The sequence below is a fragment of the Acinetobacter sp. 12966 genome (assembly GCF_031196995.1).
Taxonomy (GTDB): domain Bacteria; phylum Pseudomonadota; class Gammaproteobacteria; order Pseudomonadales; family Moraxellaceae; genus Acinetobacter; species Acinetobacter geminorum.
Genome location: NZ_JAVIMC010000026.1, coordinates 154,040 through 176,269 on the forward strand (window position 1 = coordinate 154,040; position 22,230 = coordinate 176,269).

The 22,230-nt window shown below is 38.9% G+C and carries 26 protein-coding genes; 19 read left to right on the plus strand and 7 right to left on the minus strand.

Going from position 1 to position 22,230, the window contains the following annotated elements; all coding sequences use genetic code 11:
- Positions 1–12 precede the first annotated feature (12 nt).
- Both RFW85_RS05125 and RFW85_RS05130 read left to right on the plus strand, forming a co-directional pair.
- Positions 13–561: a VOC family protein gene (locus tag RFW85_RS05125; RefSeq protein ID WP_002119119.1), complete on the plus strand. Its 549-nt coding sequence runs from the start codon at positions 13–15 to the stop codon at positions 559–561.
- A 293-nt stretch (positions 562–854) separates the two neighbouring features.
- Positions 855–1,634, plus strand: coding sequence for an IclR family transcriptional regulator (locus RFW85_RS05130; RefSeq protein ID WP_005066619.1), 780 nt, complete (start codon positions 855–857; stop codon positions 1,632–1,634).
- 70 nt (positions 1,635–1,704) lie between these two features.
- On the opposite strand, the gene hppD is transcribed toward RFW85_RS05130, so the two are convergent.
- Positions 1,705–2,760, minus strand: coding sequence for a 4-hydroxyphenylpyruvate dioxygenase (gene hppD, locus RFW85_RS05135; protein WP_063097640.1), 1,056 nt, complete (start codon positions 2,758–2,760; stop codon positions 1,705–1,707).
- Positions 2,761–3,288: 528 nt separating this feature from the next.
- Between hppD and RFW85_RS05140 the strand changes: the two genes are divergently transcribed.
- Positions 3,289–3,759 carry a DUF523 domain-containing protein gene (locus tag RFW85_RS05140; protein WP_170247964.1) on the plus strand — a complete coding sequence of 157 codons (471 nt, stop codon included), beginning with the start codon at positions 3,289–3,291 and terminating at the stop codon, positions 3,757–3,759.
- A 20-nt stretch (positions 3,760–3,779) separates the two neighbouring features.
- Here RFW85_RS05140 and RFW85_RS05145 read toward each other — a convergent pair whose 3' ends face one another.
- From RFW85_RS05145 to pncA, 3 genes are all read right to left on the minus strand, one after another.
- Positions 3,780–5,123, minus strand: a complete 1,344-nt coding sequence (locus tag RFW85_RS05145; protein ID WP_170247963.1) for an MATE family efflux transporter — start codon at positions 5,121–5,123, stop codon at positions 3,780–3,782.
- 176 nt (positions 5,124–5,299) lie between these two features.
- Complete coding sequence (locus tag RFW85_RS05150) at positions 5,300–6,238, minus strand: bile acid:sodium symporter family protein (protein ID WP_170247962.1); 939 nt, start codon at positions 6,236–6,238, stop codon at positions 5,300–5,302.
- Positions 6,239–6,290: 52 nt separating this feature from the next.
- On the minus strand, positions 6,291–6,935 hold the full coding sequence (gene pncA, locus RFW85_RS05155) for a bifunctional nicotinamidase/pyrazinamidase (protein ID WP_170247961.1): 645 nt from the start codon (positions 6,933–6,935) through the stop codon (positions 6,291–6,293).
- A gap of 47 nt (positions 6,936–6,982) precedes the next feature.
- On the opposite strand from pncA, the gene RFW85_RS05160 reads away from it, so the two are divergent.
- From RFW85_RS05160 to RFW85_RS05195, 8 genes are all read left to right on the plus strand, one after another.
- The gene (locus RFW85_RS05160) at positions 6,983–7,270 is read left to right on the plus strand and encodes a hypothetical protein (RefSeq protein WP_235944453.1); all 288 of its coding nucleotides are present in this window, start codon (positions 6,983–6,985) and stop codon (positions 7,268–7,270) included.
- Positions 7,271–7,544: 274 nt separating this feature from the next.
- A complete protein-coding gene (locus tag RFW85_RS05165) occupies positions 7,545–8,246 on the plus strand; it encodes an amidase domain-containing protein (protein WP_170247960.1) in 702 nt (233 codons plus the stop codon).
- Positions 8,247–8,310: 64 nt separating this feature from the next.
- Positions 8,311–9,351, plus strand: coding sequence for a hypothetical protein (locus RFW85_RS05170; protein ID WP_309171219.1), 1,041 nt, complete (start codon positions 8,311–8,313; stop codon positions 9,349–9,351).
- Positions 9,352–9,969: 618 nt separating this feature from the next.
- The gene (gene dapA, locus RFW85_RS05175) at positions 9,970–10,863 is read left to right on the plus strand and encodes a 4-hydroxy-tetrahydrodipicolinate synthase (protein ID WP_170247959.1); all 894 of its coding nucleotides are present in this window, start codon (positions 9,970–9,972) and stop codon (positions 10,861–10,863) included.
- Between the two features lie 15 nt (positions 10,864–10,878).
- On the plus strand, positions 10,879–11,481 hold the full coding sequence (locus RFW85_RS05180; RefSeq protein ID WP_075383299.1) for a lipoprotein-34 precursor (NlpB): 603 nt from the start codon (positions 10,879–10,881) through the stop codon (positions 11,479–11,481).
- Between the two features lie 37 nt (positions 11,482–11,518).
- Positions 11,519–12,238 carry a phosphoribosylaminoimidazolesuccinocarboxamide synthase gene (gene purC, locus RFW85_RS05185; RefSeq protein ID WP_002119240.1) on the plus strand — a complete coding sequence of 240 codons (720 nt, stop codon included), beginning with the start codon at positions 11,519–11,521 and terminating at the stop codon, positions 12,236–12,238.
- Between the two features lie 192 nt (positions 12,239–12,430).
- Positions 12,431–12,634: a hypothetical protein gene (locus RFW85_RS05190; protein WP_075383276.1), complete on the plus strand. Its 204-nt coding sequence runs from the start codon at positions 12,431–12,433 to the stop codon at positions 12,632–12,634.
- A gap of 149 nt (positions 12,635–12,783) precedes the next feature.
- On the plus strand, positions 12,784–13,620 hold the full coding sequence (locus RFW85_RS05195) for a formate/nitrite transporter family protein (protein ID WP_170247958.1): 837 nt from the start codon (positions 12,784–12,786) through the stop codon (positions 13,618–13,620).
- Positions 13,621–13,633: 13 nt separating this feature from the next.
- On the opposite strand, the gene RFW85_RS05200 is transcribed toward RFW85_RS05195, so the two are convergent.
- From RFW85_RS05200 to RFW85_RS05210, 3 genes are all read right to left on the minus strand, one after another.
- Positions 13,634–14,899 carry a replication-associated recombination protein A gene (locus RFW85_RS05200; RefSeq protein WP_017481876.1) on the minus strand — a complete coding sequence of 422 codons (1,266 nt, stop codon included), beginning with the start codon at positions 14,897–14,899 and terminating at the stop codon, positions 13,634–13,636.
- A 105-nt stretch (positions 14,900–15,004) separates the two neighbouring features.
- Positions 15,005–16,174 (minus strand): PQQ-dependent sugar dehydrogenase, encoded by a 1,170-nt coding sequence (locus RFW85_RS05205; protein ID WP_216076496.1) that lies wholly within the window; start codon positions 16,172–16,174, stop codon positions 15,005–15,007.
- A gap of 113 nt (positions 16,175–16,287) precedes the next feature.
- A complete protein-coding gene (locus tag RFW85_RS05210) occupies positions 16,288–16,746 on the minus strand; it encodes a YcgN family cysteine cluster protein (protein ID WP_170247957.1) in 459 nt (152 codons plus the stop codon).
- Between the two features lie 193 nt (positions 16,747–16,939).
- Here RFW85_RS05210 and RFW85_RS05215 point away from each other — a divergent pair, with 193 nt between their 5' ends.
- The 8 genes from RFW85_RS05215 to RFW85_RS05250 all read left to right on the plus strand — a co-directional run bounded on the left by RFW85_RS05215 (position 16,940) and on the right by RFW85_RS05250 (position 22,230).
- On the plus strand, positions 16,940–17,098 hold the full coding sequence (locus RFW85_RS05215) for a DUF1328 domain-containing protein (protein ID WP_002053759.1): 159 nt from the start codon (positions 16,940–16,942) through the stop codon (positions 17,096–17,098).
- Positions 17,099–17,270: 172 nt separating this feature from the next.
- Positions 17,271–18,008 (plus strand): dienelactone hydrolase family protein, encoded by a 738-nt coding sequence (locus RFW85_RS05220; RefSeq protein ID WP_170247956.1) that lies wholly within the window; start codon positions 17,271–17,273, stop codon positions 18,006–18,008.
- A gap of 185 nt (positions 18,009–18,193) precedes the next feature.
- Positions 18,194–18,556 carry an HIT family protein gene (locus RFW85_RS05225; RefSeq protein WP_002119132.1) on the plus strand — a complete coding sequence of 121 codons (363 nt, stop codon included), beginning with the start codon at positions 18,194–18,196 and terminating at the stop codon, positions 18,554–18,556.
- A 142-nt stretch (positions 18,557–18,698) separates the two neighbouring features.
- A complete protein-coding gene (mutY, locus tag RFW85_RS05230; protein WP_170247955.1) occupies positions 18,699–19,733 on the plus strand; it encodes an A/G-specific adenine glycosylase in 1,035 nt (344 codons plus the stop codon).
- Positions 19,734–19,780: 47 nt separating this feature from the next.
- A complete protein-coding gene (locus RFW85_RS05235) occupies positions 19,781–20,317 on the plus strand; it encodes a M23 family metallopeptidase (protein WP_170247954.1) in 537 nt (178 codons plus the stop codon).
- 9 nt (positions 20,318–20,326) lie between these two features.
- Positions 20,327–20,572, plus strand: a complete 246-nt coding sequence (locus RFW85_RS05240; RefSeq protein WP_001287364.1) for a hypothetical protein — start codon at positions 20,327–20,329, stop codon at positions 20,570–20,572.
- A gap of 30 nt (positions 20,573–20,602) precedes the next feature.
- Positions 20,603–21,163: a DNA-3-methyladenine glycosylase I gene (locus RFW85_RS05245; RefSeq protein ID WP_005066585.1), complete on the plus strand. Its 561-nt coding sequence runs from the start codon at positions 20,603–20,605 to the stop codon at positions 21,161–21,163.
- A 38-nt stretch (positions 21,164–21,201) separates the two neighbouring features.
- Complete coding sequence (locus RFW85_RS05250) at positions 21,202–22,230, plus strand: NAD(P)-dependent alcohol dehydrogenase (protein WP_170247953.1); 1,029 nt, start codon at positions 21,202–21,204, stop codon at positions 22,228–22,230.

Sequence of the window (22,230 nt, forward strand, 5' to 3'; positions counted from 1 at the left end):
AGGAGTTTTAATATGACATTTGCCATTAAAAAAATACATCACGTTGCATATCGTTGTAAGGATGCGAAAGAAACTGTTGAGTGGTATAAAAAAATGCTCAATATGGATTTCATTTTAGCTTTTGCTGAAGACCATGTGCCGTCAACTAAAGCCTTTGACCCATATATGCATTTATTCTTAGATGCTGGTCAAGGTAACGTTTTGGCATTTTTTGAATTGCCAACTCAACCAGAAATGGGCCGAGATGAAAATACGCCTCAATGGGTGCAGCATATTGCTTTTGAAGTTGAAGACTTAAATGCGTTGATGGCTGCCAAGCAACATTTAGAAGAAAATGGTGTGAAAGTCTTAGGTGTGACTAACCATGGCATTTTCCACTCAATTTACTTCTTCGATCCAAATGGTCATCGTTTAGAACTGACTTATAACGATGCTCATGCTGAAGAAAAAATTGCAAAAATTACTGAAGAAATGAAAACTGAAATGTTAGAGGAATGGAGCAAAACCAAACGCGCTCCGCACCATACTCATTTCTTGCATGAAGAAGAGTTAGGAACCTAATTTTTAAAGAGCGCACTAAAAAATCGGCATTGATTAGAATTGTTTTAAGAGCAGTTCTATATCAATGCCGATTTATATTATTTAAAACCGCTAAATTTCTAGAAAATTGCGCTATAAATAAGAGCATAGTGATTTTAGAAAATTGTTGGTTATTAAACATGTCAATTTCGCTAATAGAAAAAGGTGATTTCTATTTTTCACTAGGCTCAGGCATGATGTAAAACGCGCCAATTTCAATTTATGTTTTGATCGCCACGTTTAACAGCTGAAGTAAATTTATTAAGGGTATTTAAATGATTGAAGAAAAAGTATCTGGGGGGGTTCAATCACTTGAAGTCGGTTTATCTGTACTAAACGCCCTTTTAGAGCACAATCAACCTATTATTCTCAAAGATCTGTCTAGCAAGCTAGAAATGCATCCTGCCAAGGTTCACCGCTATCTGGTTAGCCTTATTCGAATGGAATATGCAAAACAGCTTGATGATGGACAATATGCTTTAGGTGATCAGGCATGGCGCTTAGGTCTCAACTGTGTTCAACATAGCGACACACTACAGCTGGTACAGCATTTAATTTACGACCTACAAAACAAAATTGGTTGCGGTATACAAATTAGTAAATGGTCACCAAAAGGCCCTGTCGTGGTTCAGTCGATTGAATCAAACCACCCTATTTCGATTGTTACTAAAGTCGGCTCGATTATGCCTTTAGTCAATTCTGCTGCGGGACGTCTATTTGCTTCTTATCTTCCTGAACATTTTGTTCGCCCATTAATGGAAGCAGAATGGCAAAAGCATCAAGAGCTTGGTCTAAACATCGCACCACAAAACTGGCAAGCATTTACAGAGCTTAAAGACACCATTCGCCAGCAACAAATGTCGGCAGCGAAAGGTGATTTACTGACAGGAATTAATGCAGTGGGTTTACCTGTATTTAACTCAAACCAGAGTATTGAGTTTTGTATTGTCGCCCTGGATAGCGAAATGTTTTTACCAGTCGACCCTCATAGTAAAACGATTGAAATCTTAAAAAATGAAGTGAACCTCATCAATCAATATATTAAAAGCCGCTAATCAATAGCGATAAAAAACCAAGAGATCAAACTCTTGGTTTTTTTAAGATCAGGAATAAAGCTCAGCTTATTTATTTAGTTTCTAAAACACCACGACGGATCTGGTCACGTTCAATCGACTCAAATAACGCTTTGAAGTTACCTTCACCAAAACCATCATCATCTTTACGTTGAATAAATTCAAAGAAAACTGGACCAATCATATTTTCAGAGAAAATTTGCAATAAAAGCTTTTTCTGACCGTCTTTAGTATTACCGTCAAGCAAAATACCGCGCTGTTTTAATTCATCAGTCGGTTCACCATGCTCAGGTAAACGATCTTCTAGCATTTCATAATACGTATTTGGTGGCGGTGTCATAAATTTCAGACCAAGACCTTTTAACTTATCCCAAGTCGAGATTAAGTCATCACAAATAAACGCGATATGCTGAATACCTTCGCCATTAAAGTCAGATAGGAACTCGGCAATTTGACCGTTTCCTTTGTCAGAGTCTTCGTTTAACGGAATACGGATCTTACCGTCTGGTGCTGTTAATGCTTTAGACGTTAAACCTGTATATTCACCTTTAATATCAAAGTAGCGAATTTCTTGGAAGTTAAAGATTTTTTCATAGAAGTTTGCCCAATACTCCATACGGCCTTTGTAGACGTTATGAGTTAGGTGGTCAATCTCGTTTAAGCCTGCCCCTACTGGACGTTTCTCGGCATCATCAAAGAAAATAAAGTCATTTTCATAAATATCACGGTCAACTAAAAAGATTGGCATGCCACCAATACCTTTAATTGCCGGAATGTTGAGCTCCATTGGCCCAACTTTTGAATACATTGGTTCAGCACCAAGCTCTACTGCTTTTTGGAAAGCTTTTGCTGCATCACGTGTTTTAAAACCCATCGCACAAGCAGATGGACCATGTTCATTAAAGAAGAATGAAGCATAAGATTCTGGCTGATAATTCAGGATAATATTGATATTTCCTTGACGCCATAAGTACGCTTCTTTCGATTTATGCTTGGCTACTTTTGAAAAGCCGATTGTTTCAAAAACTGGATCTAATTCATTTTCTTTTGAAACAAACTCAATAAATGCAAAACCGCATAATTCTAATGGGTTCTCTAAAATATCCATCTAGTTTCCCTCTGGTGATTACCTGTTCCGTTTATCTCTATTGCTGATGAACTCAGCTCCTTTCTCTATAGTATACGTCATCATTGGGTGAAGACCTGAACCGTCAAATTGGCTTAACCCAACGCATCCTATGAGAAAAAAACGAGTCATTAAAACGAAGATATGATGAGCGTAGAACCTTTGATGATTAAATTCCGTTCCATGTGGTGTTTGTTTTCCATACACACTGTCCTTTGTTATCTAAAAGTACGATTGAGATTTTTCAATAAACCTTTAAAAATCGTCTTTTCCTAAAAATCATTTATAGATTTATGGAGACCAACATCCTTGTTGGATCTCCAATGGCCATTTACCTTGAATTAGATGCTACTAAAAACAATCAAATTATGCAATACATAACTTAATTATGAATTGCATAATTTAAGTAATCTTTTAATTTGTCTTTTTTTAAAATCAATTGTCATATTCGATATTCTGTTTATGATTCTTTATCTTCAAAAATCTCTCTTGCTTTGAGTTTGGAAAACTATGCTTTTAGTCAGTGCATGTTTAATTGGCGAACCTGTTCGATATGATGGTAAATCCTGTCCAAATACCCGACTTAAGCAACTATTGATCAATAAAAAAGCCCAAGCATTATGCCCAGAGTTATTAGGTGGTTTTACCACTCCCCGTTTACCCGCAGAAATTGTGGGAGGAACAGGTCAAGATGTGCTAGATGGCAAAGCAAAAATTACCGATTCATCTGGTTTAGATGTGACTAAGCTATATTTGAAAGGTGCTTACCGCACTCTAGAAATTGCACAGCAAATAAAAGCAAGCTGTGTCGTCTTAAAAGAGAATAGTCCATCTTGTGGTAGTCAAAAAATTTATAACGGTACTTTTCAAGGTGAAAAAATTACGGGAGTTGGAATCACCACAGCGCTTTTACAGCGCCATGGTTTTGAAGTGATTTCTGAAAATGAGATTGAAGATTGGTTAGTAGAACATCTGCTTTAAGATTGTGTTGATCTACCTAATCAAAACCCTCTTAATTGTTTTCTAAAACGGAAACACATGGCACTCAATAGACAAGCCACTAAATAACTTATGGCAGCCATCCACCAAAAACCATAAACTCCCATCGCAGAAATCGAGATATCCTGCCAATGCAGTCCTTTATAGGCCATCCACCAACCACCGCCTAATCCGAAACATAACACTACGACCAAGAAAATTAGCATCGGTAAAATCGACACATCCCAACAGCGTAACAAAGAGGTCAATAACGCCATTAAGCCATCTAGAAAATGAAACATACAGACAATCAACAACAAGGATGCAGCCAAAATCTGCACGGCCAAATCATCCGAATAGAACGTAACAATGAAGTCCCGCTCCAACCATAAACACAGAGACAGACAGCCACTCACTGCCATAATTACCCATATACTTTGCCTGGCAATTTTATCTGCTTCTTCCATGTTCCCGCTGCCCATAGATCGCGATACCAAAATGCTATAAGCCGAGACAATCGATGAAGGGATAATAAACATGAACCCGCCAGTGCTCACGACAATTTGATGTGCTGCTGACACCACACTCCCAAAAGGCAGAATCAGAATAGCAACCGAACAAAATGCAATAACGTCCATCAACGCCATAATTGCTGTCGGGATACCTATTTTTAAAATCATCCGCAGACTTTCTCGGCTATCTTCAATCGACTGTTCGGGATGCTCAATAAAGATGTATCCTTTTTCCAAGAAAAATACGTAATAAACAGCCAACATAAACCACCGTACAATGAGAGTGGCTAACAAAGCCCCTATTGCACCAAGTGGCGGAATTGAAAATGAAGCGACACCATAAATCAAAAGATAGGACAAAATAATTTTAAGAATGAAGAAAACACTATCTGATAATAAAACCTTATGCGCATTTTCAGTGACCTGAGACAAAGCTGTAAATAAGCGCATTAATAAATGCGCGGGTAAAATAAATACCAAAAGCCAAATACAGTTTTTAGTAATTGAAACAACATGTTCAGATGCACCAAACAATTTGGGCAAATCACGGAACAAATAAAGCAAGCCAATACTCAGCAATGCCGAACATAACATCAGCCAAATGCCTTGAATAAAAATTTGACGAATACGTGGTATGTCATGGCAACCATAAGCTTCTGAAAGCTTAAGTATCACACCTTGTAGAATCCCCATACCAATGACATAGATCACTGTATATAGAGATAAGGTCACCGATAATGCTGCTACATGATCGTTACTAAAATGCCCTACATAAGCAATATCAACCAATCCACTTAAAACTAGAATTAAATTGCTTGAGAGCATGGGAATAAATAATTTAAAAATCTGGTTCATCAAGGAAATGCCTTATTTTTCTTTACGATTTATACTCATATTCACGTTATTTTTAGTGCATCAATCCAAAGCAAAAGACATACCAGTTCTAAATTAAGCTCCTATAAAATCTGCTTTAAATGAAAAGGCCAAACTATTCGTTTGGCCTTCTTTTGTCATGTATGTTGTTTATACAGTTATTCTTGTTTGTGTTTACTTGTCCAATAAGTCGCTAGTGCAGGCCCAGAAATATTATGCCAAAGACTGAAAATTGCGCTTGGTACAGCTGTAATCGGAGAAGCAGCAAAATGTACTGCTGCGAGCGCAACACCTAAGCCAGAGTTTTGCATCCCTACTTCAATAGCAATGGCCTTACTGTCCGCATAAGGTAGTTTAAAGAAACGTGCCGCGGTAAAACCTAATAAATATCCAAGCCCGTTATGTAAGATCACCACAGCTAAAATAAGCAAACCCGACTGTAAAATTGCTGCTTTGCTTCCACCAATAATGGCTGCCACAATCGCCACAATTGCAATGACCGAAACTAAAGGCATGACTTGAATATAAGATTCGACCTGACGTTTAAGCCATGTTCTTAAAATTAGACCGACTACGATAGGTAGTAGCACCACCTGCAAAATCGAAATAAACATCGAAGCTGCGTCAATCTTTAGCCATTGACTAGCAAGCAGATAGAAAATCGCAGGCGTTAATACAGGAGCTAAAAGCGTTGATACCGATGTACAAGCTACCGATAAAGCCACATTGCCTTTAGCCATATAGGTAATCACGTTTGAAGCTGTTCCCCCTGGGCAACAACCTACCAAAATGACCCCAACCGCAATTTCAGGCGGTAAGTTAAATAATTTACATAGAACATATGCTAAGCCAGGCATTACGACAAACTGCGCTACGACACCAATCAATACCGCTTTAGGGCTTTGTAATACACTTTTAAAGTCGTCTACAGTCATGGTCATTCCCATGCCAAGCATAATAATGCCCAAAATCCATGGAATGTACGCTTTGAGCCAGACAAAAAGTTCAGGCTGCCATAGCGCTAATGCTGCAAAAATAATCACCCATAGGGCAAAAGTTTTTTGAATAAATTGGGTAAAGCGCAGGAATGCATCCATACTTTCTATCCCTAAAAATTAAAATATGAAAGTTAAAAACTAGAGCATATACTTAAAACTCGCTCAACAGATCATTCGATTGGATACGGATAACGCCTTGTTGCTGCATGGTTTGCCAAGCTTGTTCTAAAGAACCATTCAGATCAATCCCTTTACAAGCATCTTCAACCACTAAAGTTTTAAAACCTTGCTTAACTGCATCTAAAGCAGTCCATGCTACACAAAAGTCTGTAGCAATTCCGACCACATAAACCGTATCAATACCGCGCTCTTTTAGATAACCTGTTAAACCCGTCGTTGTAGAGTGATCAGCTTCTATAAAAGCCGAGTAGCTATCAATATGAGCATGAAAGCCTTTTCGGATAATCAGTTGAGCTGTCGGAATATTTAAATCAGGATGAAACTCGGCATCTTGAGTACCTTGTACACAATGCTTAGGCCAAAGCACCTGTGGTCCATAGTCGAGTTCAATGGTTTCAAATGGCTGCTTGCCCGAATGATTTTGTGCAAAAGATATATGATTATCTGGGTGCCAATCTTGCGTCAGAACAACATTTTCAAAACAATCAGCAAGTTGGTTAATCGTTGGAATAATTGTATCGGCGTCAGCAACTGCTAAATTTCCACCTGGTGTAAAACCATTTTGTACATCAACTACGATTAAAACCGCATTTTGTGGTTGTTTATTCATTTTCATGTCATCTTCAATCCCATGAGAATCATCGAAGAACAATAGCAGCAATTATGGCAACAACAAAAGCAGTTGCAGCAGCAAACTTTAGGCGTAATGCAAAAAATTATCCAATCGTTGCTAGCACAATCAAAGACAATGGAGAGCGCACAGAAAGACTTAGCGCAAACACAAAATTCATTATTCACAACACAGAAGCAATTTCACGAGTTAGAACAAAATACAGCGAGCCATACAGATCAGATCAATGGCAAGGTAGAGGGATGAGCCAAATTACAACGAACTACGAGAGTGTAGTAGAAAAATCTCAACCGTACAGCATTCAGTCTCGTCGCAAGTAGCTAGTACACAGAAAAAATTTCTCAAAACATCCAAATTCTTGAAGCAAATATCATTCAAATGAAAGAATGGAAAAAGGAAGTGGAAAAACCTTGACCTAAGCAAGATCAAGATATGAATTTTGGAATGCAATAATTGAATTTTGATGGTCATACTAAGTTTTATAAAATTTATTTTAATCCAAAAACAAATACATTAATTATATAATATATTTTTTTAATTAATAAAAATAAGTTAAAATTCGACCTTAATTATTTTTAATAAAAGGTAAACTTTATGAATAAGTCTAATATTATTATATCCTTATTTATTATATTAGTTTCGAATTCTGTTAGCGCAGCATATACACCTTCGACGGCGGTTAGCTATGCCGTAAATAACTATAATTTGTTATACAGTACAACATCAAACCCATTTATTAATGTTTCAGATAAGGGGGGAAATTGCACTAATTTTGCAAATCAAACAATATCAGGTGGATTATTAGGAATAACAAATTCTAAAACATTGAATCAAACCTTACTTTCACAATCTGCGGCTGTTAAGGCTGTTCAAAATACGAGTGTATTTTATAAATGTAATACAACAGGTAATACCTGCCAGACTATAGCTTGGCGTGGTGCACAACCAATGTTCACATACTCAGCAAACAGTACAAGTTTACAGTCCAAAGGAGTTAGATTAAATCTAGTTACCAAGACTACACTTGTAAATGGAACTCTATCACCTCTTGATCTCTCAAAAATTAGAGTTGGGGATATTGTTTACTTAGATTTTAATTTTGTTATTGGGGGCTCAAGTAATTCTGTTGATCATACAGCAGTAGTAACTGCTGTGAATCCAGAGTCTTGGTATGATGTAACTCAAACAATGAAATATAATAATATTAAGCTTACATATCAATCCTATAACACAACCAACAAGGGATTGGGTGATATGAATGCACCTGCAATCTATATATATCGTCCTTTTGTCTAATTTAGTTATTAATTTATAATTTAAAAGCATCACTTATTTTGTAGGTGATGCTGGAGCTATAGTTTTGAAAAAAGTTACTTTTACTTTAATAACATGTTTAATTATTTTAATTTCTATTTATTTTTACTTTAAGCCAGATAAAAACCATTCTCTTGTGGAACTTCTACAAGAAAGTTCAAAAGATTCTGGTGATCATATTACAGACCAAAGTATTCAGACATCTTCTAGTAGCAAAGAGATGAATGCCTCATTGAACTCACTCAAAGATTTCATTAATAATGCTCCTTTCAAACAAGAAGATACACATTCAATACTAGCGCAGAATCCTGAAAACATTCAAAGTTATTTAAATGAATTTTCTAATTTAATTGAAAAAAATATAATGAAAAACAGTAAATTAAGTTTGGATCAGAAATCTGAAATTTTATGGAGTATGTACATAGAGTATGATTGGCTTGGGAACGATAACGCCTTTAAAGCAATAATTAAAGATAATTTAATGTACTTAAAAAATCCCTCTTTACTTCCTGAAATTACCCAGACTTATAGCCGTATTTCCTCTTTAGGCGAAAAAAGTGTAAATTCGCGTCATGATCTACTAGAAATTATAAACTCTATGGATATCAATTCTAATAACCCAAATAATAAATTAGTTATTGATACATTAAGCTCGGAATTAAAATCAATCAACAGCCGAAGCGAAGCTCAAAATCTAGGTGATATGGCTACAAAGATACTTTATGAATATGGTGAAGCTACAGGCGTTGATGTTATTCCAGATATTATTCAAGCGGCAAATAATAATACACAGGCTAGCTTAAGCTATGTAGATAATGCCTTTAAGCTGACTCTCTTAGAAAACAATACTGATCAACTAAAAAGTCTTATGCAAAGTAATATGTCTCAATCTACTAGAGATGATTTAAATAATGTAATTTCTTTTAATTTAAAAGAAGATGGAAACATTCCCATTAACAACGTAAATAGAGAATCATTGTCTATCCTAGATCAATATCTCCGTAATGAATTTTCAAATAATCCTAAACTAGAGGGAAATGTTGAGTTAAAACAGGTTTATGGAAAAATCACCTCAGCATTACAGTAACTTATGAAATCAGATGGACAAATAATCTAAAGTATTCAGCACAATACTCAAATGGTCGACAAGCAGTTAAACCTGTGAATACTACTGATTTTGTAGATACTCTTTAGTCATCAAGAATGTTCTTCTGAACAGTTTTTTTAGATAATTACACATACAATTATCTTTATATAAAGCGAAAGCCCCATAAGTTTCAACACTTATGGGGCTTTCGCTTTATATACGGTTGATATGCGATGCATGTGGAAAGAATAAGTGTCACTGGCGCATCGTAGCGATAGTGAAAGCTGAGAAGCTCAAGCTAAACCGTATCGAAAATTGCATTCTATCTTGCCATAAAAAAAGCCGATATTAAGTAAGGCTCAGTTGAATCAAGCTGTATTGTTATATTTACGAACCCTTCTCACCCCTACAATACGAATACATCCTATCTTTTCCTCAAGTTTACATCGCGATTATCCGTTAGGCGTATTGTTCTTATGCGTCTGATCAGTCATAATTTGCATAATTGTCATTCAACAATCTGTTATTGTTAGAACTGGACAATCAAAATACTGCAACCATCCCACATTTTGTTTTTCTTACCTCAGATTCGGATGGATAAATAGGATATTTTTAAAAATGACTCAGCAAGCACAGACCATTCAAGGCTCAATCGTCGCAATCGTCACACCAATGTTGAAAGACGGCGGTGTAGATTGGAAGGGTCTTGAGAAGCTGGTTGAGTGGCACATAGAACAAGGTACAAACAGTATTGTAGCCGTCGGTACAACCGGCGAAGCCTCAACATTGAGCATGGAAGAGCACACACAGGTTATTAAAGAAATTATTCGTGTAGCCAATAAACGTATTCCAATTATTGCCGGTACTGGTGCAAACTCAACCCGTGAAGCAATCGAATTAACTAAAGCTGCTAAAGAGCTTGGCGCAGATGCTGCTTTACTTGTAACACCATATTATAACAAGCCAACCCAAGAAGGCCTCTACCAACACTATAAAGCGATTGCTGAAGCTGTTGAATTACCACTTATTCTCTATAACGTACCTGGTCGTACTGGCGTAGACCTTTCAAACGACACAGCTGTACGCTTAGCAGAGATCTCGAATATTGTTGGTATTAAAGATGCAACAGGTGATGTACCTCGTGGTAAATCATTAATCGAAGCTTTAAATGGCAAGATGGCTGTGTACTCAGGTGATGATGAAACAGCATGGGAACTAATGCTTCTTGGCGCTGATGGTAATATCTCGGTTACTGCAAATATTGCACCTAAAGCAATGAGTGAAGTATGTGCTGTTGCGATTGCCAAAGATGAACAACAAGCGAAGACGCTTAACAATAAGATTGCAAATTTACACAATATTCTATTTTGCGAATCAAACCCAATTCCTGTGAAATGGGCACTACATGAGATGGGACTGATTGATACTGGTATTCGCTTACCACTCACTCCTCTCGCTGAGCAATATCGCGAACCTCTCCGCAATGCCCTAAAAGATGCGGGAATTATTTAATAAGAGCAATTTATGATGCAATTACGTCTTGGTTTAGTCCTTGCAGTTTCAGCCTTAAGTTTAGCTGGTTGTGGTCGCTTCGCAATTAATAATCACTCTTTAGATTATAAAAATGCCAAGCAACTTGCCCCGCTTGAGTATCCTGCCGATGCAACTGTACGACCAGCGACACCTTTGTATCCTGCACCAACTGTAGAACAGCGCGCTATCGATAACGCACCGAAGTTTGAAAACAAGCGTGGCAATCGTTATGCCTTGCCACGCCCTGAACAAACGCAAGGTAATGCAACACTAGATGCCTCTACTGAAACGGCGACTGCGCTTGGACGTCCTCAACTTGTGACTGACGGCAATAAAAACCCGTTGTTAAAAGTTGATGGAAATACAGCCGAGATCTGGCAATACACCAAAGCAACTTTAAGTACTTTAAATTTCAACATCATCGCTCAAGGCAGCAATCAGGCGACGATTAAAGTAAATGACAATACTTATGTGCTTAAACTTACTGGTGTAGGTTCTAGTCATACTCTTGCTCTATTTAATGTAGATAACACTTTTGCAAGCCCAGATGTGGCTGCTGAAGTGCTAAACCAGATTTACCAAAATTGGCCAGCCTAGTCGTTTACTAGGCATTTTTTTTTAAAAAGGTTCCCTCATGTTAAAACAAACCTTGCTCTATACTGGTAAAGCAAAATCTGTATATGAAACAGACAATGCCGACCATCTGATTTTAGTCTTTCGTGATGATGCCTCTGCGTTCAACGGCGAAAAAATCGAACAACTAGATCGTAAAGGCAAGGTGAACAACCGTTTTAACGCCTTCATCATGGAAAAACTTGCTGCTGCGGGTATTGAAACGCATTTTGAAAAATTGCTTTCTCCAACTGAAGTGCTTGTTAAAAAACTTCAAATGATCCCAGTTGAATGTGTAATTCGTAACTACGCAGCTGGTTCTCTATGCCGTCGCTTAGGTGTAGAAGAAGGTAAAGAATTAACTCCTCCTACATTTGAATTGTTCTATAAAGATGACGGTCTAGGCGACCCAATGGTTAACGAATCTCAAGCAATTGCTTTAGGTTGGGCGACTGCTGAACAGTTAGAACAAATGAAAGTTTTAACTTATAAAGTAAACGATGTATTAAAAGCATTATTTGCTGAAGGCAACATGATTTTGGTGGACTTCAAGCTTGAATTCGGTGTGTTCCATGACCGTATCGTGCTTGGTGATGAGTTCTCTCCAGACGGCTGCCGTTTATGGGATAAAGACTCTAAGAAGAAACTCGACAAAGACCGTTTCCGTCAAGGGTTAGGCGGTGTTGTTGAAGCGTATGAAGAAGTTGCTGCTCGTTTAGGCGTAGATTTATCTGACATCTAATCAGTAAAACTTCATAAAAAAACCGGGCCAAAGCCCGGTTTTTTTATGTTCAGTACTATACAAGTCCAATAATGTAGACAGATTTGTCTATTTTAATAAATTAACACTTGCATAAACTTAATTTAAAACACTAAAATCTAGAAAAACACAAAGTACTTCACAATAATTAAATTTAAAAACTAGGGTGAACCTATGGAATTATCTAAGCTTGAAAAGAGAGTAACGGATCATCCAATCCATTTTGGTGAAAATCCTCTGGTTCTATTAAACAACTTTAGCACTACTGCCTTAAAACAAGGCTGGAGTCAGGCAGAGGTTGAATCTGTTATTGCTAAAGCCTCTCAAGGCGACTATATGGCGCTCATCCGTACTTTAAGAGCTTATACTTTTCTTTAATCTTGTTGTTGATGATCCAGCCATTGTGCATTCAATTTATAAAAAGACACATAAAGCTGTTATGAATAGACTAGATTTATCCTGAACACTGCCTTAACAATAAATAAAACAATAAATATAAGATATTTATTCAGTGAGGAGTAAATCTAATGGACCATGAAATAGAGGAAAAGAAAGTCGAGAAAACCTTAAGCTGGCGTGAAAAAATAGCGGTTGAAGAACATGAAAAGCTGTCACCCCGTCTAGTTTACGAAATTATCCGCCGTGATGGTGCCGAAGAGCTTAATCGTCCAACAACTGCACTGATCTTTTCTGGGATTGCCGCAGGTTTAGTCATCAGTTTTTCATTTGTATTTAAAGCGATTATTGCTGCTTATCTCCCAGCTGATGCAGTCTGGACCGATTTAATCACTAATGTGGGTTATACCATTGGGTTTTTGATCGCTATTTTGAGTCACATGCAACTCTTTACTGAGAATACGATCACCACAGTTGTGCCTTTATTTAATCCCTTTACTTTCGATAAATTACGAGCAGTGGGACGCTTATGGGGCATTGTAATTCTATGCAACATTATTGGAACAGCTTTGGCGAGTTTATTTTTCCTAACTACTCACCTGTTTACTCCAGATATTGACAAAGCATTGGATGAACTCGCACATCATGTGGGCTCCTTTTCTGCAACCCAGAATCTGCTTAAAGGCATTATGTCAGGGCTATTAATTGCAGCATTGGTCTGGATGTTACCTTCAGTCAGCAATAAGTTTCTGCTCATCTTTTTTATGACGTATTTGATAGGACTGGGTGACTTTACCCATGTAGTGGTTGGTTCTACAGAAATGTCCTATCTGGTCTGGCAAGGAGAAGCTTCTATTAACAAGTATCTGTTTACTTTCCTCATCCCAACCACTATCGGCAATATTATTGGCGGTACAGGTGTGTTCACGCTACTGATTTATGGTCAGGTCACTGAAGAGCTGGAATAGCATAAAGCAGGAACTATTGTTCCTGCTGCCATCTGCGTTGCTGTAAGCGCTCACCTTCAACCTCACGCTTATTTCTTGCAGACTCATAGAGTTTGGTTCCCTTCAACTCAGGCGGCAAATAGTCTTGCAGCACAAAGTGCTCTGGGTAATCATGAGGATAGAGATAATTAATACCATAGCCTTGCTGTTTCATCAGCTTGGTTGGCGCATTTCTCAAATGCAAAGGCACAGGTAAATTTGCCGTTTTTTCAGCAAGTTCCAAAGCCTTATTAATCGCTAAATAAGTACTATTACTTTTTGCACTCGTTGCTAGGTAAACCGCTGTTTGGCCTAGAATAATTCGGGCCTCAGGCATGCCCACCGCTTGTACGGAGCGGAAACACTCACCTGCAAGCAATAGCGCATTGGGGTTGGAATTTCCGATATCTTCTGAGGCCGCAATCAGCATACGTCTTGCAATAAAAACTGGATCTTCTCCGCCTTTAAGCATACGAGCCATCCAATATAGCGTTGCATCTGGATCACTGCCGCGAATTGATTTAATAAAGGCAGAAACGAGGTCGTAATGCTGCTCGCCAGATTTGTCATAACGCGCAATATTTTGCTGAGCGACTTTTACCACAACCGCATTAGTAATCGTGTTTTCAATTTCTGGTTCAAAGGTGCTTGCAATCAAGTCCAGTAAATTAAGCGCTTTTCGAGCATCACCTGCTGCAAACTGAATCAGCGCATCATATTCTTCAATATGGATATAACGTTCTTTTAAGAATTTATCGCTTTGAAGTGCATTGTTGAGTAGTGTTTGAATTGCCTCACTGTCTAAACTATTTAAGGTATAGACCTGACAGCGTGATAAAAGTGCGCTATTCACTTCAAAAGACGGGTTTTCAGTGGTCGCGCCAATTAAAGTAATTTTGCCTTTTTCAACTGCACCCAATAAAGCATCTTGTTGCGATTTATTAAAACGATGAATTTCGTCAATAAAAACCACAGGTGTCAGTAAATCACCACTTTCTGCAATCACTTCACGTAATTCTTTTACGCCCGTATTCAGCGCGGATAAGCTCACAAATGGACGGTCTATTGCCTGAGCCAAAAGCAAAGCAATTGTTGTTTTACCAACGCCTGGTGGTCCCCAAAAAATAATAGAAGGCAAATGACCCTGATCAATCATTTGACGCAATGGTGCATGTTCACCTAATAAATGATCTTGCCCAATAATTTCAGACAAGTCTCTTGGGCGCAGGCGTTCGGGAAGTGGAATATGGGTGTCTGACATCTCAAATGGCTTTATCGTCTTTTCACTATAGTCTATTGTGTCTCACAGAAATCTACAATTTGAATCTATGAGACACGTCCTTTATTTACAGACTCTTGCTCAGCATTAAGAGGGTTTCTTACTCAGCTTCAGTAAACGCGCATTTGAGCCATCTTCAATCACCCAAATCGAGCCATCTTGTGCTTCATGCAACCCACGAATACGTTTTTTCATATCCAATCTTTGCACTTCTTTCACGGGCTTATGCTCTAAATCCACCACAATAATCGCTTCGGAAGATAACCCGCCAATTAAGGCTTTATTTTGCCATGCAGGAAATTGTTGTCCGCGATAAATGATCATACTCGATGGCGAGATGACAGGAGTCCAGTCAATTTCTGGTGCTTTAAATTCTGGGCGAGTGTGATGGTCTGGAATAGGTTGGCCCGAATAATGGTCTCCATTTGAAACAATTGGATAACCATAATTTTCACCTTTGGTAATAATATTAAGCTCATCACCACCTTTAGGCCCCATCTCAACCACCCATAACTGTCCTTGGCGGTCAAAAGCCATACCTAACGGGTTACGGTGTCCAAGTGACCATATCTCAGCAGTTACCCCGCCTTGCTTATAAAAAGGGTTACCTTCAGCCGCGGTGCCATCCTCATTTAAACGCAAGATTTTACCCAAGTTACTTTTCATGTTTTGGGCAGGATCAAACTTTTGTCGCTCACCTGAACTGACCCACAGCTTACCATCTGTACCAAAAAGCATACGATGTCCATAATGACCCTGTCCTGAGACTTTAGGTACTTGCTGCCAAATCTGCTTTATATCGTTAAGTTTTGGCTGATTAGGATTAGATAAATCTAATTTCGCACGTGAAATCACTGCGCCAGATCCGCCTTGTCCTTTTGTAGCATAACTAAGATAAATCCAATGATTCTTGGCAAAGTCAGGGTGTAAAATGACATCTCCTAAACCACCTTGTCCCCCATAATTCACTGCAGGAACATTCTGGACATCCAATATTTGTTTATTTTTAGGGTTAAAAATTTTTAATTTACCCTGCCGTTCAGTCACTAATAAACGTTGATCAGGCAGACTGGTCACAGCCCAAGGCTCATTAAAATGTGCCACTGCTTCGACCTGATAAGTTTGTTTGACAGCAACAGACTGATCTGTTTTCGCAGTCGTATTTTGTTCAGGATTTTTTGAATTGGTATTATTAGACCCACAGGCCATTAACAAAAAAAAGCTACTACATAATAAGGGGGCTGCTAATCGTCTCATCGTTTTTATCTCCTTTTGCTTTTATTGTTATATAACGGAGATGAGCAAAAAAATGACGATAAAAATGTTACTTTATTATACGCTGTAATCAAACAACGCCTTTTAAGATCTATTTAACGTACCCAACGTACCACATAATCTTCAACATCATCTTCATGTACATCAACTTCAGAAATACAACGTCCTGCAACTGACTTTTTCGCCTTAACCACGCTTTGTCTCGAACCCGTATTTAAATAATGCCAAGAAGGTAGATTTTTACCTTCGTTCAAGCGCTTATAAGCACAGCTTGAGGGCAGCCAATGAATTGTTTTTAGAGACTCTACCGTTAATTGTAAACAATCAGGTACTTGCTGCTGACGATTTGGATAGTCCGTACAACGCCCTGTACCACAATCGAGTAACTTACAAGCCACTTTTGTATAAGCCACCTCATGTGTATCTTCATCTTCTAGTTTGACCAGACAACATAAACCACACCCATCACATAAAGCTTCCCACTCAAGTTGAGTCAGTTGCTCTAATGGATAATTTTTCCAGAAGAGTGGTCGGAGGGAGGTCTCGGTAGACATAATCTTTTAACAGCTGATGAGATAAAACGATGTATCAGTATAGCATTGAAGTGGCCTGTACTAAAAAAGAAGCTGTATTTCTGGCATCACAAAATGATTGTTTAATATACATTTCAACCACATAAATGACACATTCGGGGTAAAAAACACACTATATAGTTAAATGACAATGAAAAATAAGGAGAACAGCATTATGTTCCGTTGGGCGATAATTTTTGCAGTGATTGCACTCATTGCCAGTCTATTAGGGTTTGGTGGTGTTGCAGGACTATCTAAAGACTTTGCCGTGATTTTATTAGTTGTGGCTGTAATTCTAGCTGTAATTGGGTTCATTTCCAGAGGCCGGACTTAAATTTAATCATCACCATATAAAAAGAAGGAACTGGTTTCCTTCTTTTTTATTGCGTAGAAATATCTATCTTTTTATTTTGATGTAGTTTTTTACATAGTTCTTTATTTTAGTTCTTAATTTTTATGCTTTAATCAAGCGTGTTTAAACCAAGTTTAATTTCAGGATTAATGTCATGAGTACAGCAATTAAAACCCGTGAAATTCAATATACTGCACCAGATGGCAGCCATTTAATTGGTTACTTTGCGGCTCCAGAGAGTGGAGAACCGGTACCAGGTATCATTATTGGTCCTGAGTGGTGGGGTCGTAATGAATATACTGAGCAACGCGCACGTGAGCTTGCTGAACACGGGTATGCAGCTCTTGCTATTGACATGTATGGCGATAAAAAAGTCACGACAACAGCAGCTCAAGCCTATGAATGGATGATGCAGACATTTGAAGATTTAGACACGGTGACTGATCGTGCTAATGCAGCACTGCAAACCCTTGCTGCCCAACCAGAAGTAAATAACGAGAAATTGGCTGCGATTGGCTTTTGCTATGGTGGTAAAGTCGTGTTGGATCTTGCTCGCTCAGGTGCTCCACTTAAAGCAATTGTAACGTTCCATGCTACATTAGCACCGAAGGCTCCTGCTCAAAAAGGCAACATTCAGGGTGAAATTTTAGTTCTACATGGTGAACTAGACAGTATGGTCACCTTAGAAGATGTTGCTAATTTTGAAAAAGAGATGCAAGCTGCTGAGGTTAAACACGAGGTAGTGGTTTTAGAAGGTGCTAAACATGGCTTTAGTAACCCGCTTGCCGATGAAAGAGCTAAAGCGAACGGTGTGGACCTTGGCTACAATAGCGAAGCGGAAAAACAAGGCCTTGCTAAAATGTACGCTTTATTAGATCGTACTCTAAAATAAAAGAAGCAAATTTGGAGCAAATGGTTTTTTTTGCATTTGCTCCCTTAAATGTTTATGACTTTGCAATATTTTTACTGTATTTTTTAAACCATACTTCAATAACTATACTCCCGTTGAGCTAGAGCAAAGCCTAGTCTTATTTCCCGCACTCGGGGTTTAATGGAATAACATGAGAGGATACAACAATGACTGACAAGAAATGTCCGTATTGCGAATTTGATGAATATGACATCATTGATAAGAATGAATTTGCCGTAATTTTGCCTGATTCTAATCCGTTATCTAAAGGCCATTGTGTAGTAACACCACTGCGCCATGTTAGTTCTTTTTTTGACATTACGTCTAAAGAACATCAAGGCTTGCTTACACTTCTTGAAATTGCCCGTCATGAGACACAGCTTCGTCATCAACCAGATGGCTTTCATATTGGTTTTAATGATGGTGAAGTTTTTGGAAAAACTTCAGATCATTTCCACATTCATGTCATTCCTTACTATAAAAACCAACCGTTGAAACTTGATCAACTTTGGGGTGTACAAAAGGATTAATCCTTTTATCTGATTGAAACAGAGATTACGCGCTTTGAAGTAGTCTCTGTTTTAATACACTCTTTTTGTTTGCCTGCTTTAAACAAAATTTCATCTAAATTTCAGCTATAATTTAGCCCTTACTTTTCTTCTATAGCTGTTCATGCCTGAATTTTCTTTTTCTGATGCCCTCTTAAACTGGTTCGACCAACATGGTCGGCACGATTTGCCTTGGCAAGTTGCCGATGATCCGTACAAAGTTTGGGTTTCTGAAATTATGCTACAGCAAACTCAGGTGAAAACGGTCTTGCAATATTTTGATCGCTTTATGGAGCGCTTTCCGACGGTAGAAGCTTTAGGTCATGCAACTTGGGATGAAGTAGCACCTTATTGGGCTGGCCTAGGTTATTACGCTCGTGCACGCAATTTGCATAAAGCGGCCGGTCTTGTCACTCAGCAAGGTAAATTTCCTGAAACGCTAGAAGAATGGATTGCGTTACCCGGCATTGGTCGCTCTACCGCAGGCGCGCTCATGTCTTTAGGTTTACGCCAGTATGGCGTCATCATGGATGGCAACGTGAAACGCGTCTTATCCCGTTTCTTTGCAATTGAAGATGATTTAAGTAAACCACAGCACGAACGTGAAATGTGGAAACTGGCTGAAGAGCTTTGCCCGACACATCGTAATCATGACTACACTCAAGCGATTATGGATCTCGGCGCAACCATTTGTACGCCTAAAAAACCGCTTTGTTTATATTGTCCAATGCAAGCTCATTGTCAGGCTTATCAGCAAGGGTTAGAACAAGAATTACCTTTTAAAAAACCGAAAAAAACACCGCCTGTTAAAACAGCAGATGTTCTTATTATTCAGTGCGAAGGTGAATGGTTCTGGCAACAGCGCCAAGCTCATGGTCTATGGGGCGGTTTATTCTGTTTACCTATTTTAGAAAATGAACATGAACGACTGAGCTTAAGCCAACAATTTAAACTACAGCCTCAAGCACAAATTTTTCAGATCAGCCATAGCTTCACTCATTTCACATGGTTACTTAATGCTCATGTGTTCCACGTGGAACCTGATCAAAAAGAACATCTGGCTATTGAACTTGAAGGCCAATGGTTGAGTCCAGAACAAGCTATTGCCAAAGGTGTTCCAACCGCGATGAAAAAATTGATCTCGACAAGCCGTCCATGACATAGTGAGTAAAATAATTTTGATATGGCTGTGACAGGGAGTATTTTGTGCGACGTTTTGTTTCTCATTTCTCACTTGGTTTTCTGATTATTCTTTTGGCTGCCTGTGCTAGTGCACCTAAAAAACCTGCCCCACTTCCACCTGCGCAGGTCTTCAAACTTAAAAGTATGCAGCTTCCAAATCGACTGCCTGTACCTGTAAAAGGTATTGACCGCGATGAATTAAAAGACACATGGGGAGCTGCTCGGAGTCAGGGCCGTAGTCACGAAGGAATTGATATTTTGGCTCCACGTGGAACAAAAGTGTACAGTGCAACAGAAGGACTCGTTGCAGATCTTCATAATAACAATTTGGGTGGCAAAGTGATCTGGATTTTAGGCCCAGCAGGAACTTGGCATTATTATGCCCATCTTGATGGTCACAAACGTGGCTTAAATGTGGGTGACTATGTCAAAAAGGGCGACCTCATTGGTTATGTCGGCAATACGGGCAATGCACGTTATACTTCACCTCATCTTCATTATGGTCTTTATCTAGATGGTAAAGGTCGTGGTGCTGTTAATCCTTATTCATATTTACGCTAGGAACATTTTATGTCGGAAGCGCTGATCAATCGCTTAGTAGAGTTTGCCGAGTCTGGTAACCAGCAAAAGATCATTCTAAATGGCAATAGCTATCAAGGCTGGATCATGGAAATCAGCGATGATGCCCTACTGATCAGTACTGGTTTTTCAGACAAAGTCGGCAAAGACTTTTGGCTGAAGTTTGAAGACTTAACACAAGCAGAACTGTATTATTGGGATACTCGCCCAAATGAATGGGTGTTATTTAAGCTTTAAAATTCTAAGATAAATATAAGGAGCATTATCATGAAAACTCAACGTTGCGGATGGTGTTCCGACGATCCACTCTATATTGCCTACCATGATGAGGAATGGGGTAAACCCGAACACGATGAGGCACGATTATTTGAAATGCTTTGTCTCGAAGGTCAGCAAGCCGGCCTCTCATGGATTACCGTACTAAAAAAAAGAGAAAGCTACCGTCAACACTTTTTTAATCATCCGATTGCAGACATTGCTTCATTTACAGATGATTTTCTAGAACTAAAATTATCTGATGCAGGCTTAATTCGTCACTTGGGGAAACTCAAAGCTATTCGTGATAATGCTATTGCTTGGCAAGCGCTCAAAGCACAAGTCGGTGATGTTCCTACATGGCTTTGGCAGTTTGTAGATGCAGCGCCACAAAACAATGATGTTGTAGATTATCGTAAGGCCCCTGCTCAAACCGAACTGAGCGTAAAACTTTCCAAAACTCTTAAAAAGAATGGTTTCAAATTTGTTGGCCCAACCACCTGCTATGCTTTTATGCAGGCAGTAGGCATGGTCGATGATCATGAAAACGATTGTCAATTTAAAGCTTCATAACCCACCAGAACGGTTCAAAGCCGCTTAAGGAGTTTCCGATGAGCAATAATACGATTCAAGCTTATGCTGCAATGCAGGCAGGTGAAAAACTAGTTCCCTATCAATTTGACGCAGGTGAATTACAACCGCATCAGGTTGAGGTAAAAGTTGAATATTGTGGTTTATGTCATTCTGATATTTCTGTTTTAAACAATGAATGGCGTTCAACCGTGTACCCTGTGGTTGCAGGTCATGAAATTATTGGACGAATTGTTGCTTTGGGCTCAGAAGCCAAAGGTCTACAAATTGGACAGCGTGTCGGTATTGGTTGGACAGCTGAAAGTTGCCAAGCCTGTGATGAATGTATTGGTGGTCAGCAAGTACTGTGTACAGGTGGAAATGTTGCAACAATCGTAGGACATGCGGGTGGCTTTGCCGATAAGGTTCGCGCAGGTTGGCAGTGGGCTATTCCCCTCCCTGAAGATTTAGACGCTGAAAGTGCAGGTCCTTTACTTTGTGGCGGAATTACCGTTTTTGACCCGCTACTCAAACACAAAATTCAGGCAACGCATCATGTTGGTGTAATTGGCATTGGTGGTTTAGGCCATATAGCCATTAAGCTACTTAAAGCATGGGGCTGTGAAATCACTGCTTTTAGTTCTAACCCAGATAAAACGGAAGAACTCAAAGCAATGGGAGCCGACCATGTGGTAAATAGTCGCGATACAGCGGCAGTAAAAGCTCAAAAAGGTAAATTCGATTTATTGCTGAGTACCGTGAATGTGACTCTAAATTGGTCTGCTTTTATTGCAACACTGGCACCAAACGGAACCTTACATTTCTTAGGCCTTACACTTGAGCCTGTTCCTGTTTCAGTTGGCTCTCTTATTGGTGGTGCCAAGTCAGTGACTGGTTCACCTACGGGCTCACCTGCTGCACTACGTCAGCTTTTAAAGTTTGCTGCACGCAAAAAAATTGCGCCTCAAATTGAGTTATTTCCAATGTCACAGCTCAATGAAGCAATTGAGCGTCTACACTCAGGGCAGGCACGCTACCGCATTGTGCTTAAAGCAGACTTTGCAGAATAA

Bases quoted from the DNA above. Each gene is read 5' to 3' on its own strand.
- RFW85_RS05125 (WP_002119119.1), top strand. From the start codon at position 13: ATGACATTTGCCATTAAAAAAATACATCACGTTGCATATCGTTGTAAG.
- RFW85_RS05130 (WP_005066619.1), top strand. From the start codon at position 855: ATGATTGAAGAAAAAGTATCTGGGGGGGTTCAATCACTTGAAGTCGGT.
- hppD (WP_063097640.1), bottom strand. From the start codon at position 2,760: ATGGATATTTTAGAGAACCCATTAGAATTATGCGGTTTTGCATTTATT.
- RFW85_RS05140 (WP_170247964.1), top strand. From the start codon at position 3,289: ATGCTTTTAGTCAGTGCATGTTTAATTGGCGAACCTGTTCGATATGAT.
- RFW85_RS05145 (WP_170247963.1), bottom strand. From the start codon at position 5,123: ATGAACCAGATTTTTAAATTATTTATTCCCATGCTCTCAAGCAATTTA.
- RFW85_RS05150 (WP_170247962.1), bottom strand. From the start codon at position 6,238: ATGGATGCATTCCTGCGCTTTACCCAATTTATTCAAAAAACTTTTGCC.
- pncA (WP_170247961.1), bottom strand. From the start codon at position 6,935: ATGAAAATGAATAAACAACCACAAAATGCGGTTTTAATCGTAGTTGAT.
- RFW85_RS05160 (WP_235944453.1), top strand. From the start codon at position 6,983: ATGGCAACAACAAAAGCAGTTGCAGCAGCAAACTTTAGGCGTAATGCA.
- RFW85_RS05165 (WP_170247960.1), top strand. From the start codon at position 7,545: ATGAATAAGTCTAATATTATTATATCCTTATTTATTATATTAGTTTCG.
- dapA (WP_170247959.1), top strand. From the start codon at position 9,970: ATGACTCAGCAAGCACAGACCATTCAAGGCTCAATCGTCGCAATCGTC.
- RFW85_RS05180 (WP_075383299.1), top strand. From the start codon at position 10,879: ATGCAATTACGTCTTGGTTTAGTCCTTGCAGTTTCAGCCTTAAGTTTA.
- purC (WP_002119240.1), top strand. From the start codon at position 11,519: ATGTTAAAACAAACCTTGCTCTATACTGGTAAAGCAAAATCTGTATAT.
- RFW85_RS05190 (WP_075383276.1), top strand. From the start codon at position 12,431: ATGGAATTATCTAAGCTTGAAAAGAGAGTAACGGATCATCCAATCCAT.
- RFW85_RS05195 (WP_170247958.1), top strand. From the start codon at position 12,784: ATGGACCATGAAATAGAGGAAAAGAAAGTCGAGAAAACCTTAAGCTGG.
- RFW85_RS05200 (WP_017481876.1), bottom strand. From the start codon at position 14,899: ATGTCAGACACCCATATTCCACTTCCCGAACGCCTGCGCCCAAGAGAC.
- RFW85_RS05205 (WP_216076496.1), bottom strand. From the start codon at position 16,174: ATGAGACGATTAGCAGCCCCCTTATTATGTAGTAGCTTTTTTTTGTTA.
- RFW85_RS05210 (WP_170247957.1), bottom strand. From the start codon at position 16,746: ATGTCTACCGAGACCTCCCTCCGACCACTCTTCTGGAAAAATTATCCA.
- RFW85_RS05215 (WP_002053759.1), top strand. From the start codon at position 16,940: ATGTTCCGTTGGGCGATAATTTTTGCAGTGATTGCACTCATTGCCAGT.
- RFW85_RS05220 (WP_170247956.1), top strand. From the start codon at position 17,271: ATGAGTACAGCAATTAAAACCCGTGAAATTCAATATACTGCACCAGAT.
- RFW85_RS05225 (WP_002119132.1), top strand. From the start codon at position 18,194: ATGACTGACAAGAAATGTCCGTATTGCGAATTTGATGAATATGACATC.
- mutY (WP_170247955.1), top strand. From the start codon at position 18,699: ATGCCTGAATTTTCTTTTTCTGATGCCCTCTTAAACTGGTTCGACCAA.
- RFW85_RS05240 (WP_001287364.1), top strand. From the start codon at position 20,327: ATGTCGGAAGCGCTGATCAATCGCTTAGTAGAGTTTGCCGAGTCTGGT.
- RFW85_RS05245 (WP_005066585.1), top strand. From the start codon at position 20,603: ATGAAAACTCAACGTTGCGGATGGTGTTCCGACGATCCACTCTATATT.
- RFW85_RS05250 (WP_170247953.1), top strand. From the start codon at position 21,202: ATGAGCAATAATACGATTCAAGCTTATGCTGCAATGCAGGCAGGTGAA.